Annotated in this window: 20 protein-coding genes; all 20 read left to right on the forward strand. The window is 70.2% G+C overall.

Annotated elements, in window-relative coordinates; genetic code table 11:
- The first annotated feature begins 2 nt into the window (after window positions 1–2).
- Complete coding sequence (locus tag ACNF49_RS14070) at window positions 3–437, forward strand: terminase small subunit (RefSeq protein ID WP_482943930.1); 435 nt, start codon at window positions 3–5, stop codon at window positions 435–437.
- Window positions 438–456: 19 nt separating this feature from the next.
- The gene (locus ACNF49_RS14075; RefSeq protein WP_482943931.1) at window positions 457–1962 is read left to right on the forward strand and encodes a terminase large subunit domain-containing protein; all 1506 of its coding nucleotides are present in this window, start codon (window positions 457–459) and stop codon (window positions 1960–1962) included.
- A 9-nt stretch (window positions 1963–1971) separates the two neighbouring features.
- A complete protein-coding gene (locus tag ACNF49_RS14080; protein ID WP_482943932.1) occupies window positions 1972–2190 on the forward strand; it encodes a hypothetical protein in 219 nt (72 codons plus the stop codon).
- On the forward strand, window positions 2187–3368 hold the full coding sequence (locus ACNF49_RS14085) for a phage portal protein (RefSeq protein ID WP_482943933.1): 1182 nt from the start codon (window positions 2187–2189) through the stop codon (window positions 3366–3368). The genes ACNF49_RS14080 and ACNF49_RS14085 overlap by 4 nt, the downstream gene beginning before the upstream one ends.
- A 2-nt stretch (window positions 3369–3370) precedes the next feature.
- Complete coding sequence (locus ACNF49_RS14090; protein WP_482943934.1) at window positions 3371–4045, forward strand: HK97 family phage prohead protease; 675 nt, start codon at window positions 3371–3373, stop codon at window positions 4043–4045.
- Window positions 4042–4482 (forward strand): GIY-YIG nuclease family protein, encoded by a 441-nt coding sequence (locus ACNF49_RS14095; RefSeq protein ID WP_482943935.1) that lies wholly within the window; start codon window positions 4042–4044, stop codon window positions 4480–4482. The genes ACNF49_RS14090 and ACNF49_RS14095 overlap by 4 nt, the downstream gene beginning before the upstream one ends.
- 152 nt (window positions 4483–4634) lie before the next feature.
- The gene (locus tag ACNF49_RS14100) at window positions 4635–6017 is read left to right on the forward strand and encodes a phage major capsid protein (protein WP_482943936.1); all 1383 of its coding nucleotides are present in this window, start codon (window positions 4635–4637) and stop codon (window positions 6015–6017) included.
- Between the two features lie 80 nt (window positions 6018–6097).
- Window positions 6098–6511, forward strand: a complete 414-nt coding sequence (locus ACNF49_RS14105) for a hypothetical protein (RefSeq protein WP_482943937.1) — start codon at window positions 6098–6100, stop codon at window positions 6509–6511.
- Between the two features lie 13 nt (window positions 6512–6524).
- A complete protein-coding gene (locus ACNF49_RS14110) occupies window positions 6525–6791 on the forward strand; it encodes a hypothetical protein (RefSeq protein WP_482943938.1) in 267 nt (88 codons plus the stop codon).
- 2 nt (window positions 6792–6793) lie between these two features.
- Window positions 6794–7156, forward strand: coding sequence for a hypothetical protein (locus ACNF49_RS14115; protein ID WP_482943939.1), 363 nt, complete (start codon window positions 6794–6796; stop codon window positions 7154–7156).
- Window positions 7157–7165: 9 nt separating this feature from the next.
- Entirely contained in the window at window positions 7166–7741 is a 576-nt protein-coding gene (locus tag ACNF49_RS14120) for a hypothetical protein (RefSeq protein ID WP_482943940.1), read from the forward strand.
- Window positions 7742–7757: 16 nt separating this feature from the next.
- The gene (locus tag ACNF49_RS14125) at window positions 7758–8225 is read left to right on the forward strand and encodes a hypothetical protein (RefSeq protein ID WP_482943941.1); all 468 of its coding nucleotides are present in this window, start codon (window positions 7758–7760) and stop codon (window positions 8223–8225) included.
- 60 nt (window positions 8226–8285) lie between these two features.
- Window positions 8286–8546, forward strand: coding sequence for a hypothetical protein (locus tag ACNF49_RS14130; RefSeq protein WP_482943942.1), 261 nt, complete (start codon window positions 8286–8288; stop codon window positions 8544–8546).
- Between the two features lie 853 nt (window positions 8547–9399).
- Window positions 9400–9549: a hypothetical protein gene (locus ACNF49_RS14135; RefSeq protein ID WP_482943943.1), complete on the forward strand. Its 150-nt coding sequence runs from the start codon at window positions 9400–9402 to the stop codon at window positions 9547–9549.
- Window positions 9546–10352: a head-tail connector protein gene (locus ACNF49_RS14140; RefSeq protein ID WP_482943944.1), complete on the forward strand. Its 807-nt coding sequence runs from the start codon at window positions 9546–9548 to the stop codon at window positions 10350–10352. Before ACNF49_RS14135 ends, ACNF49_RS14140 begins: the two co-directional genes overlap by 4 nt.
- Window positions 10352–10816 (forward strand): hypothetical protein, encoded by a 465-nt coding sequence (locus ACNF49_RS14145; protein WP_482943945.1) that lies wholly within the window; start codon window positions 10352–10354, stop codon window positions 10814–10816. Before ACNF49_RS14140 ends, ACNF49_RS14145 begins: the two co-directional genes overlap by 1 nt.
- 14 nt (window positions 10817–10830) lie before the next feature.
- Window positions 10831–11052 carry a hypothetical protein gene (locus tag ACNF49_RS14150; RefSeq protein ID WP_482943946.1) on the forward strand — a complete coding sequence of 74 codons (222 nt, stop codon included), beginning with the start codon at window positions 10831–10833 and terminating at the stop codon, window positions 11050–11052.
- A 2-nt stretch (window positions 11053–11054) separates the two neighbouring features.
- On the forward strand, window positions 11055–12080 hold the full coding sequence (locus ACNF49_RS14155) for a phage tail tube protein (protein ID WP_482943947.1): 1026 nt from the start codon (window positions 11055–11057) through the stop codon (window positions 12078–12080).
- Window positions 12080–12697, forward strand: coding sequence for a DUF885 domain-containing protein (locus ACNF49_RS14160; RefSeq protein ID WP_482943948.1), 618 nt, complete (start codon window positions 12080–12082; stop codon window positions 12695–12697). The genes ACNF49_RS14155 and ACNF49_RS14160 overlap by 1 nt, the downstream gene beginning before the upstream one ends.
- Window positions 12698–12703: 6 nt before the next feature.
- The gene (locus ACNF49_RS14165; protein ID WP_482943949.1) at window positions 12704–13042 is read left to right on the forward strand and encodes a hypothetical protein; all 339 of its coding nucleotides are present in this window, start codon (window positions 12704–12706) and stop codon (window positions 13040–13042) included.
- The last annotated feature ends 12 nt before the right edge of the window (window positions 13043–13054 follow it).

The raw sequence follows: 13054 nt of genomic DNA on the forward strand, positions 1-13054 counted from the left end.
GCGTGCCCCCTCGCCGACGCAAGCTCGCCGCCGTTCCGTCGCCGGAGCCCCGCGAGCGCGCCCCTGACCTGCGTGACGCGGTCAAGGTGGCCGTCGAGGCGATGGACTGGCTCACGCCGACCGATCAGGCGATCAAGGCGCTTGCGTTGCGTCAGGCGGAGGAGATCGAGAAGGCGATCGAGCGGGCGGACGAGCTCGCCGAGGTCCGGCGGGAGGCGGCCGGCGCCGATGACGTGTCGATCTACCGGCGGCTGGCCGCGTTGGAGGCGATGTGCGACGTCACCAAGACGGTCGGCTGGCTGGGGCCGCAGTTGCAGGGCGTGCTGCGCGACCTCGGGGGCACGCCGGCGGCGCGGAAGGCGATGAAGGGTGACAAGCCGATCGGGGGGCGTCTTGCACAGCTCCGCGCCGGTGCTGCTGGGGAGCACGACCCCTAGAATCTGGACGCCGCCGCTCGTGACGGGCCCTCCTGGGCCGTGCGGTTGCGGGTGCGCGCTCACCCCGGCCACTTCGAGCGGGTTCTCGGCGGTCGAGTTCGGCCAGGACGTGATCGGGATCCGGCCGCTGCCGTGGCAGCGGTGGCTGCTCATCCACGCGCACGAGCTGCGCTGGGACGGCAAGTTCCGGTTCCGCACCGTGCTGGTGCTGATTGCCCGCCAGAACGGCAAGACGACCATCGTCGAGGTCAAGAACCTGTGGAAGATGTTCGTTCTCGGTGTCGGCCTGGTGATCGGGACGGCGCAGAACCTCGACATCTCCGAAGAGTCGTGGGACAGGGCCGTGGAGATCGTGGAGGGTACGCCGGAGCTCGCGGCCGAGGTGGCGCACGTCGACCGGACGAACGGCAAGAAGGCGATCAGGCTGGCCGGCGGCTCCCGGTGGAAGATCGCGGCGGCGTCGCGGCGGGGCGGCCGTGGCCTGTCTGGCGATGACGTGAACCTGGACGAGCTGCGTGAGCATCAGACGTGGGACGCCTGGGGGGCGGTCTCCAAGACGACGATGGCCAGGCCCAACCCGCAGGTGTGGGCGTTCTCCAATGCCGGCGACGACAAGTCGGTGGTGCTGAACGAGCTGCAGAAGCAGGGGCGGGCGGCCGCCGAGACGCCGGGCGCCGACCTGGCGCTCGGCCACTTCGAATGGTCGGCGCCGGACGATGTGAAGTGCACCTGCGGGCGCCTTGATGGTCAGCACCTGCTGGACTGTCGCCTGCAGGACCGTACGGCGTGGGCGCAGGCCAACCCGTCCTTGGGCTACACCATCACCGAGGACGCGATCGCCTCGGCCCTGGCCACCGACCCGGAGCCGATCTTCCGCACCGAGGTGCTGTGCCAGCACGTGCCGGACCTGACACCGGAGTGGACGGTCATCCCGCAGGCGGCTTGGACGGCGGTCGCCGATCCGGTGTCGCAGATCGCTGGCCGGGTGGCGTTCGCGCTCGACGTCGCCCCGGACCGGGAGTATGCGGCGATCGCCGCGGCGGGCCGGCGGCCGGATGGCCTGCTGCACGCCGAGATCACCGGCCGTGAGGTGCTGGACCACCGGCCCGGCACGGACTGGGTGGTGGCCCGGGCCGCCGAACTAGTGAAGGCGTGGAAGCCGGTCGCGTTCGTGGTCGACCCGGCCAGCCCGGCCGGGTCGCTCATCACCGCGCTGGAGGCGGCGGGCGTCACCGTCACCGCGGTGTCGGCGCGCGAGCACGCGCAGGCGTGCGGCGGCCTGTACGACGCGGTGGTGAAGCCGAAGGACGCCGACGACGATTGGGCCACCAAGCTGCGCCACCTCGACCAGGCGCCGGTGAACACGGCGCTGGCCGGCGCTGAGAAGCGCACCTTGGGCGATGCGTGGGCGTGGGCGCGCCGCGGCGTGCACGTCGACATCAGCCCGCTGGTGGCGCTCACGCTGGCGCTGTGGGGCTATGAGACGGCACCTCCGGAGTCGAATCCGCTGGACAACATCTGGTGAGGGGGCTGCATGCGTAGCGCGCTCTCTCGCGTGGCCGGAGTCGTGGCGGAACTTGCGGGCGCGATGCTGCGGACGGTCGGGCAGGTGCTGCCGGGCCTGGCCGGGCTCGGTCTCGTCTCGTACGGGGCGTGGCTGTGGTGGCGGCCGGCGGGGTTCATCGCGGCCGGCGTGCTGTTGCTGGCCGACCGGGTGTGGGAGCAGGCGCGGGCCGGACGGGAGCGGTCGTGAGCCTGCTGTTCGGGGCGCCGAGGCGGCCGGAGCGCCGAGCGTGGGGTGTCGAGCCGCCGATCCCGCCGAACTCGTCGCTGGGCACGTCGTACGCGCGGGTGGATCTGTCGCAGGCGGAGGCGAGCCTGCAGAAGGTCGCGGTGTGGGCCAGCGTCAGCCTGCTGGCGGGGACGGCGGCGATGCTGCCGCTGGACAACTACACCGGCGACGGGCCGGACAAGCAGGAGAGGCCGATCCCGTCGTGGATGGCCGATCTGGGCGGCGACGGGTACGGCCTGGAGGACTGGATCTGGCAGTACATGGCCTCCAGCCTGCTGCGCGGCAACGTGTACGGGTTGGTCGGCGAGCGGGACCCGCGCCGCGGAACCCCGACCCAGCTGGTGTTGCAGCACCCGGACATGGTCCAGGGCTGGCGCGACGTCAAGAACGGCGCCGTGCACTGGCGGGCCGCCGGCCAGGAGGTCCCGACGGCCGACATGTGGCACAAGCGGGTGTTCTCGATCCCGGGACGGCTGCAGGGGCTCAGCCCGGTGGCCTTCCAGGCGTTGACGATCGGAACGGGCATCGCCGCGATGCGGTTCGGGGCCCAGTGGTTCGAGGAGGGCGCCCATCCGACCGGCGTCCTGACCACGGACAAGGACATCGACCAGGGGCAGGCGACGACGGCGAAGGCCCGGTTCATGGCCGCGCTGCAGGGGCGGCGGGAGCCGGTGACGCTCGGCGGCGGCTGGGCGTATCAGCCGATCCAGATCGCGCCGAACGAGTCGCAGTTCCTGGAGACCAACAACATGACCAGCGCGGAGTGCTGCCGCATCTTCGGGCCGGGCATCGCTGAGATCCTCGGCTATGAGACCGGCGGATCGCTGACCTATCAGAACATCGAGCAGCGTAACCTGCAGCTGCTCATCTACGCGCTGGACCCGTGGCTGACCAGGCTGGAGCGCGCCCTGTCCGGGCTGCTGCCCCGTCCGCAGCGGGTCAAGTTCAACCGGGGGGCGCTGCTGCGCACGGACCTGCTCACCCGGTACCGGGCGCACGCCATCGCCATCAGAGCCAAGTTCGGCACCCAGGACGAGGCGCGCGAGCTCGAAGACCGGCCGCCGCTCACCCCCCGCCAGATCGACCAGCTTCAACAGCTCGACGGCACCGCCGTGGACGACCCGATGACCAAGGAGTAGACGTGGATCTCAGCGAGCGCGCCAAGTCGCGCGGCCCCGAGCGCCGCGCCTTCCCGGTCCAGCTCGAAGTCCGGGCCCAGGCCGGCGGCCCGACCGTGGTCGAGGGATACGCCTCGATCACCGAGGCCGGCTACGAGATGTGGGACATGCTCGGCGCCTACACCGAGGTCGTGCGCAACGGGGCGTTCGCCAAGACGCTGGCGGAGCAGCCGCAGGTGCAGCTGCTGCTCAACCACGGCGGCCTGTCGATGGCCTACACCAAGGCCGGCACGCTGGCGCTCGGCGAGGACGAGCACGGCCTGCACATGCGCGCCGAGGTCAACCCTGTCCGCAGCGACGTGCGCGACATGCTCACCGCGCTGGAGGACGGCGCCGTGGACGAGATGTCGTTCGCGTTCAGGGTGGTACGCCAGCAGTGGTCCCCGGACTATGACCAGCGCGACATCACCGAGGTGTCGTTGCACCGTGGCGACGTGTCGGTGGTGAACTTCGGCGCCAACCCGGAGACGTCGGTGGCGATGCGCGGGCTGGACCTGGACCGGATGGGCGACGACGAGGCCCGCGCCCTGTACGAGCGGCTCGGCAAGCGCTTCGCGCCCGCGCCAGCCGTTCCTGAGACTCCGCAGCGGCGGCACCCGCTGTCGCTGTACGAGGCCGAGGCCACCCTCCTCGGATGAGTGCCACCAGCGTCTACCAGTATTTCGGCGCAGGCGGCGCCCTGCTGTACATCGGGGTGACCGACCGAGGCATCCGACGCACTCACGAGCACGCCGAATCCAAGCCCTGGTGGCCGCTGACCACTGGCTGCACTATCGAGCACTACCCCAACCGCGACGAGGCGCTGGCACGTGAGGCCGATCTCATCCGCAGATTCCGGCCGCCGTTCAACCAGCAGCACAACCCTGACCGTGGCAAACCGATCGAGGAGCGGACGGCCAACATCGGCCGACCGCTCCAGACATACAGCGGCGACGCCTCGCTGAAGGCGCGCAAACGTGCATGGTACGAGCTCCCAAGGCATCTGCGTCGCGTCGCCCCCTGCGTTTCCTGTGGCGATAGGCCCGGAGGCGATGGACCGACCTGCCTGAACTGCAGACAGCGCAAGTCGGCCTGACCCCACCAGCCTTCTACAGGCGTTTCCATCTTTCGCTCGCACCGCCGCACGCCGGATAGCGCGCCGGGCCCGTGAGGGCACCACCCGCCGTCCACCTGCGGATTGGCCATGCGCGGCAGACCGCAATTGATCAATCCGAAGGAGGACTCCCGATGCTGGAGTTCCTGAAGCAGCAGCTCGCGAAGCTGCTGGAGGAGAGGGCCGCGCTGAAGGCCGACCTGGACGGCGTGCTCACCGCGCCGCGGGCCGAGCAGCGTGACCTCAACGACGAAGAGACCGCGTCGTTCGCTGAGAAGCGCGACCTGGTGAAGGCCAAGGACGACGAGATCGAGCAGATGCGCGGTCGGATCACCGAGGCGGAAGAGGCTGAGCGGCGCGATGCCAAGCACGCCGAGCTGGCCGCCCGGTACGGGCAGGCTGGCGAGCAGCGTGAGCGGCCCACCGTGACGGTCATCTCCGAGCCGGAGACCTACCGTAAGGGCGGCCAGAACAGCTACTTCCGCGACCTGGTGCGCGCGCAGCTTCTCGGCAGCCGCGACGCGACCGAGCGCCTGGTGCGCAACAGCCGCGAGGTGTCCGCCGAGTTGGAGAAGCGCGCCCTGTCCACCACGGACGGCGCCGGCGGCGAGTTCGTGCCGCCGCTGTGGATGCTGAACGAGTACATCGGCCTCGCCCGGGCGTCACGTGTGATCGCCAACCGGGTGCGGCAGATGGCGCTCCCCACCGGCACTGACTCGATCAATCTGCCGCGCCTGGCGACCGGTACGGCGGTGGCCGAGCAGGCGACGCAGAACACCGCGGTGCAGAACACCGACGCGACCACCAACAGCGTGACCGCCGCGGTCGCGACGATCGCCGGTCAGCAGGTCGTGTCGCTGCAGCTGATCGAGCAGTCGCCGATCAACATGGACGATGTGCTGCTGGCGGACCTGGCCGCGGACTACGCGGTCAAGCTCGACACGTTCGTGATCAGCAACAACGCCGCGAACAAGCGGGGCCTGCTGAACGTGTCTGGCGCGAACGCCGTCACCTACACGGACGCGTCCCCGACTGCGGGTGAGCTGTACGCGAAGATCGCGGACGCGATTCAGCAGATCCACACGCAGCGGTTCATGCCGCCGGACGTGATCTTCATGCACCCGCGGCGGTGGGCGTGGCTGCTGTCCGCGCTCGACACCGCGGGTCGCCCGCTGGTCACCCCCGTCGCTGGGGCGCCGCAGAACGTGCTCGCCGCGGTGGGTGACGTCAACTCCGAGGGGTTCGTCGGCAGCATGCAGGGTCTTCCCGTCTTCGTCGACCCCAACATCCCGGTCAACCTGGGTGCGGGCACGAACGAGGACCGCATCGTCATCGCCCGCAGCTCGGACGTGATCCTGTTCGAGGGCACCCCGCGGTCGGAGACGTTCCGGGAGCCGCTGGCCGCCCAGCTCAGCGTCCTGCTGCGCTTCTACAACTACGCCGCCCTGCACTCCGAGCGGTACCCGAAGGCGATCAGCGTCATCTCCGGCACCGGCATGATCGCGCCGACGTTCTAGGCCCGTCGGACCGGCCGGACCCCACCCAGGTCCGGCCGGGACCTCGCACGCACCACACCACTACCCCGTGGGAGGGACTCATGTCCGACACCGACAACGTCCAGCCGACCCCCGAAAAGGCCGCCGAGCAGCAGAACGATAACGACTGGCCGCGGCCCGGCGAGGAGGGCTACGTCACCCCCGACGGCACCCCCCAGTCGATCAAGCAGCTGGAGGACAACCGGCGCGCCGCCGCCGACCGGGCAGCCGCCGGGTCAACGGTGCACGGCGCACCGCTGGCCACCCCTGGCCCAACCCCGGACGCCGAGCGGGCCAAGGCCGTCGAGCGGGCCGAAAACTACTCCGGCAAGACCGTCGAGGACCGCGACGAGGCCGTGACGGAGTGGATCGACGACAAGACCGAAGAGAAGACCGACGAGGCATCCGACGACACGCCGGACACCTCGGACGCCAAGCCGAAGGTCACCCGACGCAAGACCGACACCAGCAAGTAAGGGAGAGCGCGCCGTGCCTGAGCAAGTGCCGGTCCGCAGCGTCCGCACGGGCGGCGTGGACCACATCGAAGTGGACACCCCCGACGAGGCGTACGTGAAGGCGCTGCTGCGCGAGCGCGAAGGCTACGCCAGATACGACCGCGAGGAACGCGTTGCCGCAGTGGACGCCGAACTGCGCCGGCTCGGCGTCACCCGCGAGGACGTGCACGAGGGCCAGGAGAATGCAGTCTCCGCGCCGCAGGAGAAGGCAGTTCCCCGCGGCCGGCGGGGCGGTCGGTAGCCGTGTCGTACAACACGGACGGCAGGCTGGTCCGCGCCGGGAGCATCGGTGTTCTCGGCGCGGCCCAGACCGGCGTCACCGGGGCCGGTAACACCGCCGCTGTCGAGGTGGGCGCGCGGCACACGCTGCGACTGCAACTGAACGTCACTGCCGTGTCGGGCACAACGCCGAGTCTCACAGTCAACGTGCAGACGTCCGCCGATGGCAGCAGCTGGTACACGGTCGGGTCGTTCGCCGCGAAAACCGCTGTGAGCAGCGACAACAAGTCGTTCTCGGGGCTGGATCGGTACGTCCGGCTGCAGTGGGCGGCGCCGTCCGGGACGACCCCCAGCTTCTCGTTCAACGTGACCGGCGACCTGGTCTGAGGCAGGACCGTGGCCACCAGGGTCAACCTGTGCACCAACCCCTGCCTGACCAACGACGCGACCGGCTGGGGCGGCAACGGGACGCCCACCAGGACCGATGTCACGGTGCTGGGGTTCGCCCGCCAGTGGGCGGCCCGGTACTTGGCGGGGTCGTACATCACCACGCCGACGGGGGCGGCCAGCGCGGGCCTGGCGTACACCGTCAGCGTCTACCTCAGGCCGCAGACGTTCACACTCAACGGCACCGTCTGGATCGAGTTCCTCGACGGCGGCGGCGGAAGCGTCGGCACGGCCAACTCCGGCTTCTCGGCGCCCGCCGGCAACATCACCAGGATCTCCCAGACCAGCACCGCGCCGAGCGGGACCGCATCCTGTTGGCTGGTCGTGACCGGCGAGAACTACGCGGTCAACACCACCGACTACACGATGTGCCTCATCGAGCAGGCGGCCAGCCTCGGCAGCTACTTCGACGGCGGATCACCAGGCGCGAGCTGGAACGGCACCCCCGGCAACAGCCCCAGCACCCTAGCCGACGCCCCCGACCGGGCCCCCCACTTCACCGGCCAGTACGCCGGCTTCTTCTGACCCGAAAGGTAGTCCCATGGCTCGATACGCTGCCCAGGTCGAATCGTCGGCCGCGCTGGCGGTGGACACCGGCTTCGCCTGGCTGATGGCCAGCGCCAGTACCGGCTACAAGCTGCGCCGCGTGACGATCGGCTGTGTCGCCGGTGCCGGCGTGCCGACCAGCCAGCAAGTGGTCGTCGGCATCAACCGGGTGACCAGCGCGGGCACCACGCCCACCGCGGGCATGACGCCGGCCAAGCTCGACCCGAACTCGGCGGCCGCGGGCGCGGTGTGGAACACCGGCTACTCGGCGGCCCCGACGAACTCCTCGGCCGACCAGTGGCGGATCGCGTTCAACACGCAGAGCTCCGCCGATTTGCCGTGGGAGCTGATGGAGGAGTGGGCCGTGACGCTCGGCACCGCGAACGGGCTGGCGTTCATCAACCGGGACAACGCCCTCCCGGCGAGCCACAAGTACGTGCTCAGCGTGGAATGGGAGGAGTAGGTGGCGTTCGCTGACCAAGTCGCTCTGACCCAGAACCCTGACTTCCGCAACCGCGTGCGGATGGCAGCCATCACGGCAGCCGTCCTGATCGCGGGGGAGGCGCAGGACAGCCTCACCGTAGCCGCCTACCAGAAGCGGCAGGTGCTGGCCTACAAGGTGCTGACCGCCGCCGGGTACGGCGAGCGCGGCGAGGTGCTCGACACTTTCGTGTGGGCGGTCGCCCAGAACGGGGCGATCACCGCAACGAGCACCGACAGCGACGTCCAGTTCACGGTCAACTCCGTCTGGTCGGACTGCGCGGGCGTGCACGCACTCGACTGAAGGGGGCTGAATGTCGCGGCGCTGGCGTCACCCCAGGAGCCGTCGCGGCGAGTTCGCCAGCCCGCCGTGGTCGGCAGCCGCCCCCCAGCCGCCGACGCTGGCCCCGCGGGTCGTCCGTGCCCGCTCCCGGGTCGGGCTGCTCCGCCGCGGCGGACGGGTCACGTTCGTTCCCCTCCCCGCAGCGGCCGCCCCGCCGCCGTACCTCCCGGCAGTGGTCCGCCGGTTGGCCGCGGCCCGGCTCGGCCCATGGGCGCGACGCCCGGCGCGCGTCACCGCCGCCCCTCCGGGTGGGCCTCTCCCGCCGCGAGAGACCGGAAGACCAGCCACCCGCTGCCCCGCTGGCAGGCGTGGACGGTTCGCTTGGGTGCCGCCGGCGCCCGCGCCTGTACCGCCGCCATCGATGCCGCCGCGGGTCGTCCGGGAGCCGGTCCGGCTGGCCGCGGCCCGGCGCGGCCGGTTCACCGCGCCGCCCTGGCCGGCGGCGACACCTCCGCTCGTGGCGTGGCTGCCGCAGATGCTGTCCACGCGGCGGCCGACCGCTCCCGCGCCGCGCGGCAGGGTCGCGAGTTGCCCGGCGCCGGTGCCCGGCGTTCCCGCCCCCGTCTCCAGGCGGCGGCCGGCCGGCCCGGCGCGTCGCGGCCGCTTCTCACATCCATCGTGGGCCGCCGATCCGCGGCCGCCGCGGTTCGCCGGTCGGCGCCGGTCGGCGGTCGCCCGCAGACGCCACTGCATCGTCCATCCGCCGTGGCCGCAAGCGGTACCGCCGCTCCCGCCGCCGTATGCGCCCTCGATGGCCCACGGCCGTCGAGGCGTTCCGGCCCTGCGATTCCGCGGCCGCATCACGGCCGGCTGGATGGAGCTGACCAGCGCGCCGGTCATCGAAGGCGTGGTCATCCTGTCCTCCAGCTCCGCCGCCGTCGTGCGCATGGGCACCGCATCTGGCCCGGCAGCGTCGCTGACCAGTTCCGATCAACCGCTGGCTACATTCGGAGGTGAGGCGTGAGCACGTACGCCTTCGGCGCCGCGGCCCGGCTGACCACCAAGGTGCGTGTCGGTGATGCGCTGGTCAGCCCCAGCGCCATCACGCTGACGATCCTCCTGCCCGACAACACCACCACAGGCCCGCTCGTCCCCGTCAACGACGGGACAGGCCTCTACCACTACGACTACACCTCCGCCCAAGCCGGACGGCACATCGCCCGCTGGGTCACCGTGGGCCCCGACGGCGCGGACGAGGAGGTCTTCGAGGTCGCCGGCCTGTGGGCCGAGAGCGGCATCCTGTCGCTGGCCGAGGCGAAACGGCAGCTCAACATCGACCCCGGCGACACGGCGGACGATGAGGAGATCCAAGGCTTCATCCGGTCGGTGACGGCGATCTGCGAGCGGCACGCCGGCGCGCTCACCCGGGCCGCCCACGTGGAGACGCACGTCGGCGGGTACGGGATCGCGCTCAACCACACCCCCGTGCTCTCGCTCACCTCGGTGACCGCCATCCAGCTGGGCAGCACCGACCAGGCGGTGGCAGACCTCGCCCTCGACGCCGCGACGGGGATCGTGCGCCGGCTCGACCGGGCCAGGATGGTCGGCCCGTTCACCGTCTCGTACGTGGCGGGGCGGACCAGCATCCCGCCGAACGTGCGGCAGGCGGCGCTCATCATCCTGCAGCACCTGTGGGAGACGCAGCGCGGCACGATGGGCGGCGCCAGGTTCGGCGGCTCGGACGAGGTGTACGACCCGCGGTTCGGGTTCAGCATCCCGCGGCGGGCGCAGGAACTGCTCGGCGAGCAGATCTCGGGAATCGCCTGATGGCCACGTCCCGGGTCCCGGACGTCCTCGACGCCCTGGTGGCGCTATTCGGCTCCGCCCCCGCCCTCGACAGGGTCAAGGTGTTCGACGGCCCTCCGGTGACCGGGAGCCCCGTCACGGACGCCGTCTTCGTCGGCTACGACGGCGACCCCGACGGCGATGGCGGCCAGGCTGTCGAGTTCACGCAGGAGTGGGCGTCGATCGGCCAGCGAGCACGGGACGAGACCTTCACCGTGACGTGCGCCGTGCTGGCCTGGCGTGGCTCCACCGCCGTGCGGCCGGTACGGGAGCGGGCCTTCGCGCTGCTGGCCGCGGCCGAGGACGCGCTCCGAGCCGACCCATCTCTGGGCTTGCCGCCGCCGACCGTCGTGGCAGTCGCGGCCGGCTCGTTGCAGCAGGCGCAGTGGCACGACGGCGTTGCCTGCCGCATCCCGTTCCAGGTAGCAGTCAAGACCCGCATTTGAGAGGGAGGGCCCGAGTGGCCAGGTTCAAGAACATCAGCGGTGAAGACCGCCGCGTGGGCCGCGCCGACGGGCCGCTCGTCGAGGCCGGGAAGGTCACCGTCGTCGACGGCGTCGAGGTGACCGAGGAGACCGACGACGCCTACATCGTCGGCGAGGGCGATGAGGCAAGGGCGTGGCCCAAGGCGACATGGGAGCACCTCCAGGACACCAAGAGCAGCAAGAAGGCGGGTGAGTAGCGATGGCGACGGGAACGGGCCTTGACGCCCAACTCGGGTTCGCCGCGGAGACCGTGGTCGGCACGCCGGTCACCGTCACCAAGTTCGCGGAGTTCAACAGCGAATCGCTGGCGTGGAAGCCGTCATTCGTCGAACCTTCCGGCCTGCGCACGGGCCGGAAGTTCAAGCGCGCGAGTCGGCTGGTGCAGAGCCGCAAGACGGTCGAAGGCTCCATGGAGATGGAGTGGGCGACCAAGGGCATGGGGTTGCTGGTGGCTCACGCTCTCGGGTCGGCGGCGGTGCCTGTGCAGATCGCTGCGACGACGGCGTACAAGCAGATCCATGTGCCGGGCGGTCTGGTCGGTAAGGGGCTGACGATCCAGGTCGGCCGACCTGAGCCAAGCGGCACGGTGAGGGCGCACACCTACACCGGCTGCAAGATCACATCGTGGGAGTTCAAGCTCTCCAACGACGGCACGCTGATGTACTCGTGCGAGGTGGACGGCTGGGACGAGTCCACCGCCACTGCCCTGGCCACCGCATCGTTCCCGACCGGCGCGGAGGTGTTCAACTTCCAACAGGGCGTCCTCAAGCTCGGCGGGACAGCATCGACGGCGTCCGGCGAGATGAGCATCTCCGGCGGCGTCGCGGTCACCACCGTGGTCACCGAGATCAGCATCAAGGGCGAGAACCCACTGGCCACCGAGCGGTACGGCATCGGGCAGAGCGGCGTCAAGCGCGAGCAGCTGGAGAACGACTTCCCCACGATCACCGGGTCGCTCCGCGCCGAGTTCAACCGGACCGAGCTGTATGACCTGCTCAAGAACAACACCACGACGGCGGTCGAGTTCACCATGACGGGCTCGCTGATCGCGTCGGGCAACAACTACCAGATCTCGTTCATCCTGCCCGCCTGCAAGATCAAAGAGGCGGCGCCGACGGTCGATGGGCCCGACATCGTGCAGATGACCACCTCGTTCGAGGCGTACGACGATGAGACGAACGCCCCCATCCAGATCAAGATCGTGTCCACTGACACGTCTCTGTGATGGTCGACGTCCGCATTACTGGTGCCGAGCAGCTCGCCGCCCTGGCCAAGCGGCTCAAGGATGCAGGCGACGACGGCAAGAGGCTCCGGAAGGAACTGCTCAAGGCAATCCGAGCAGGCGCAAAACCAGCCTTGGCTGATACCCGCAAGGCGGTCAGGACGATCCCGGTGACTGGCTCACGAGGCGGTGGCCGCAAGCAGCGGGCCCACAAGGTCTACCGGGACCGGTTCGGCAAGGTCCTCGACAAGACGCATGACTTCGAGCTCGGCTCGGATGAACTCGAAGAGGAGCGGGCGAAGATCGAGGCGCGTGCGCGGAAGGGCGCCGGGCTGCGCGCGACTGTGGCCCGGTCTCTGCGGCTGGTCACCAAGACAGGCAGCCGGTTGCCTCGGGTGCGGATCGAGGTGGACGCCTCCAAGATGCCGCAGGACCAGCGCACTCTGCCCAAGCATCTCGACTCAGTGAAGGGCTGGCGGCACCCAACGTTCGGCCACGACCCGTGGACGACACAGCACGGACGACCGTGGTTCTCGGTGACGATCGAGCGCCACCTGCCCGCGGTGCGGGCTCACATCCTCAAGGCGATGGACGACATCGCCAACAAGATCGAAAGCTGAGTGCTCATGCTCCAGTTCACCCACGACGGCCAGACGATCGAGGTCGATCTGGACGGACTCCCGCTGCACGAAGGTCTCGCCTTGCAGAAGGCGACCGGCAAGCGGATGGCCGAGTTCCTCGACGCTCTGAAGGTCGCCGACATGGAGGCCTTCGCCGCCCTCGGCTGGGTTCTCGTGAAGTTCCGGTGCGGCAAGAGCGACGTCACGTTCGAGGACGTGTGCGAAGGCCGCGTCGTGGTGCTCGCCAGCGACTTCGTCAACCCGGAGGCGAGCACAGAGGCGGGCACAGAGGGAAACGGCGACAGGCCCAAGCCGGCCGCAGGAAGGGCGAAGACCCGTACCTGAAACTCGCCCAGT

Source organism: Actinomadura sp. ATCC 39365 (genome assembly GCF_054392275.1).

Excerpts from the sequence above, each read along its gene's own strand:
- ACNF49_RS14080 (WP_482943932.1), top strand. The coding sequence starts at position 1,972 with ATGCGTAGCGCGCTCTCTCGCGTGGCCGGAGTCGTGGCGGAACTTGCG.
- ACNF49_RS14095 (WP_482943935.1), top strand. The coding sequence starts at position 4,042 with ATGAGTGCCACCAGCGTCTACCAGTATTTCGGCGCAGGCGGCGCCCTG.
- ACNF49_RS14100 (WP_482943936.1), top strand. The coding sequence starts at position 4,635 with ATGCTGGAGTTCCTGAAGCAGCAGCTCGCGAAGCTGCTGGAGGAGAGG.
- ACNF49_RS14105 (WP_482943937.1), top strand. The coding sequence starts at position 6,098 with ATGTCCGACACCGACAACGTCCAGCCGACCCCCGAAAAGGCCGCCGAG.
- ACNF49_RS14125 (WP_482943941.1), top strand. The coding sequence starts at position 7,758 with ATGGCTCGATACGCTGCCCAGGTCGAATCGTCGGCCGCGCTGGCGGTG.
- ACNF49_RS14130 (WP_482943942.1), top strand. The coding sequence starts at position 8,286 with ATGGCAGCCATCACGGCAGCCGTCCTGATCGCGGGGGAGGCGCAGGAC.
- ACNF49_RS14135 (WP_482943943.1), top strand. The coding sequence starts at position 9,400 with ATGGAGCTGACCAGCGCGCCGGTCATCGAAGGCGTGGTCATCCTGTCC.
- ACNF49_RS14145 (WP_482943945.1), top strand. The coding sequence starts at position 10,352 with ATGGCCACGTCCCGGGTCCCGGACGTCCTCGACGCCCTGGTGGCGCTA.
- ACNF49_RS14155 (WP_482943947.1), top strand. The coding sequence starts at position 11,055 with ATGGCGACGGGAACGGGCCTTGACGCCCAACTCGGGTTCGCCGCGGAG.
- ACNF49_RS14160 (WP_482943948.1), top strand. The coding sequence starts at position 12,080 with ATGGTCGACGTCCGCATTACTGGTGCCGAGCAGCTCGCCGCCCTGGCC.
- ACNF49_RS14165 (WP_482943949.1), top strand. The coding sequence starts at position 12,704 with ATGCTCCAGTTCACCCACGACGGCCAGACGATCGAGGTCGATCTGGAC.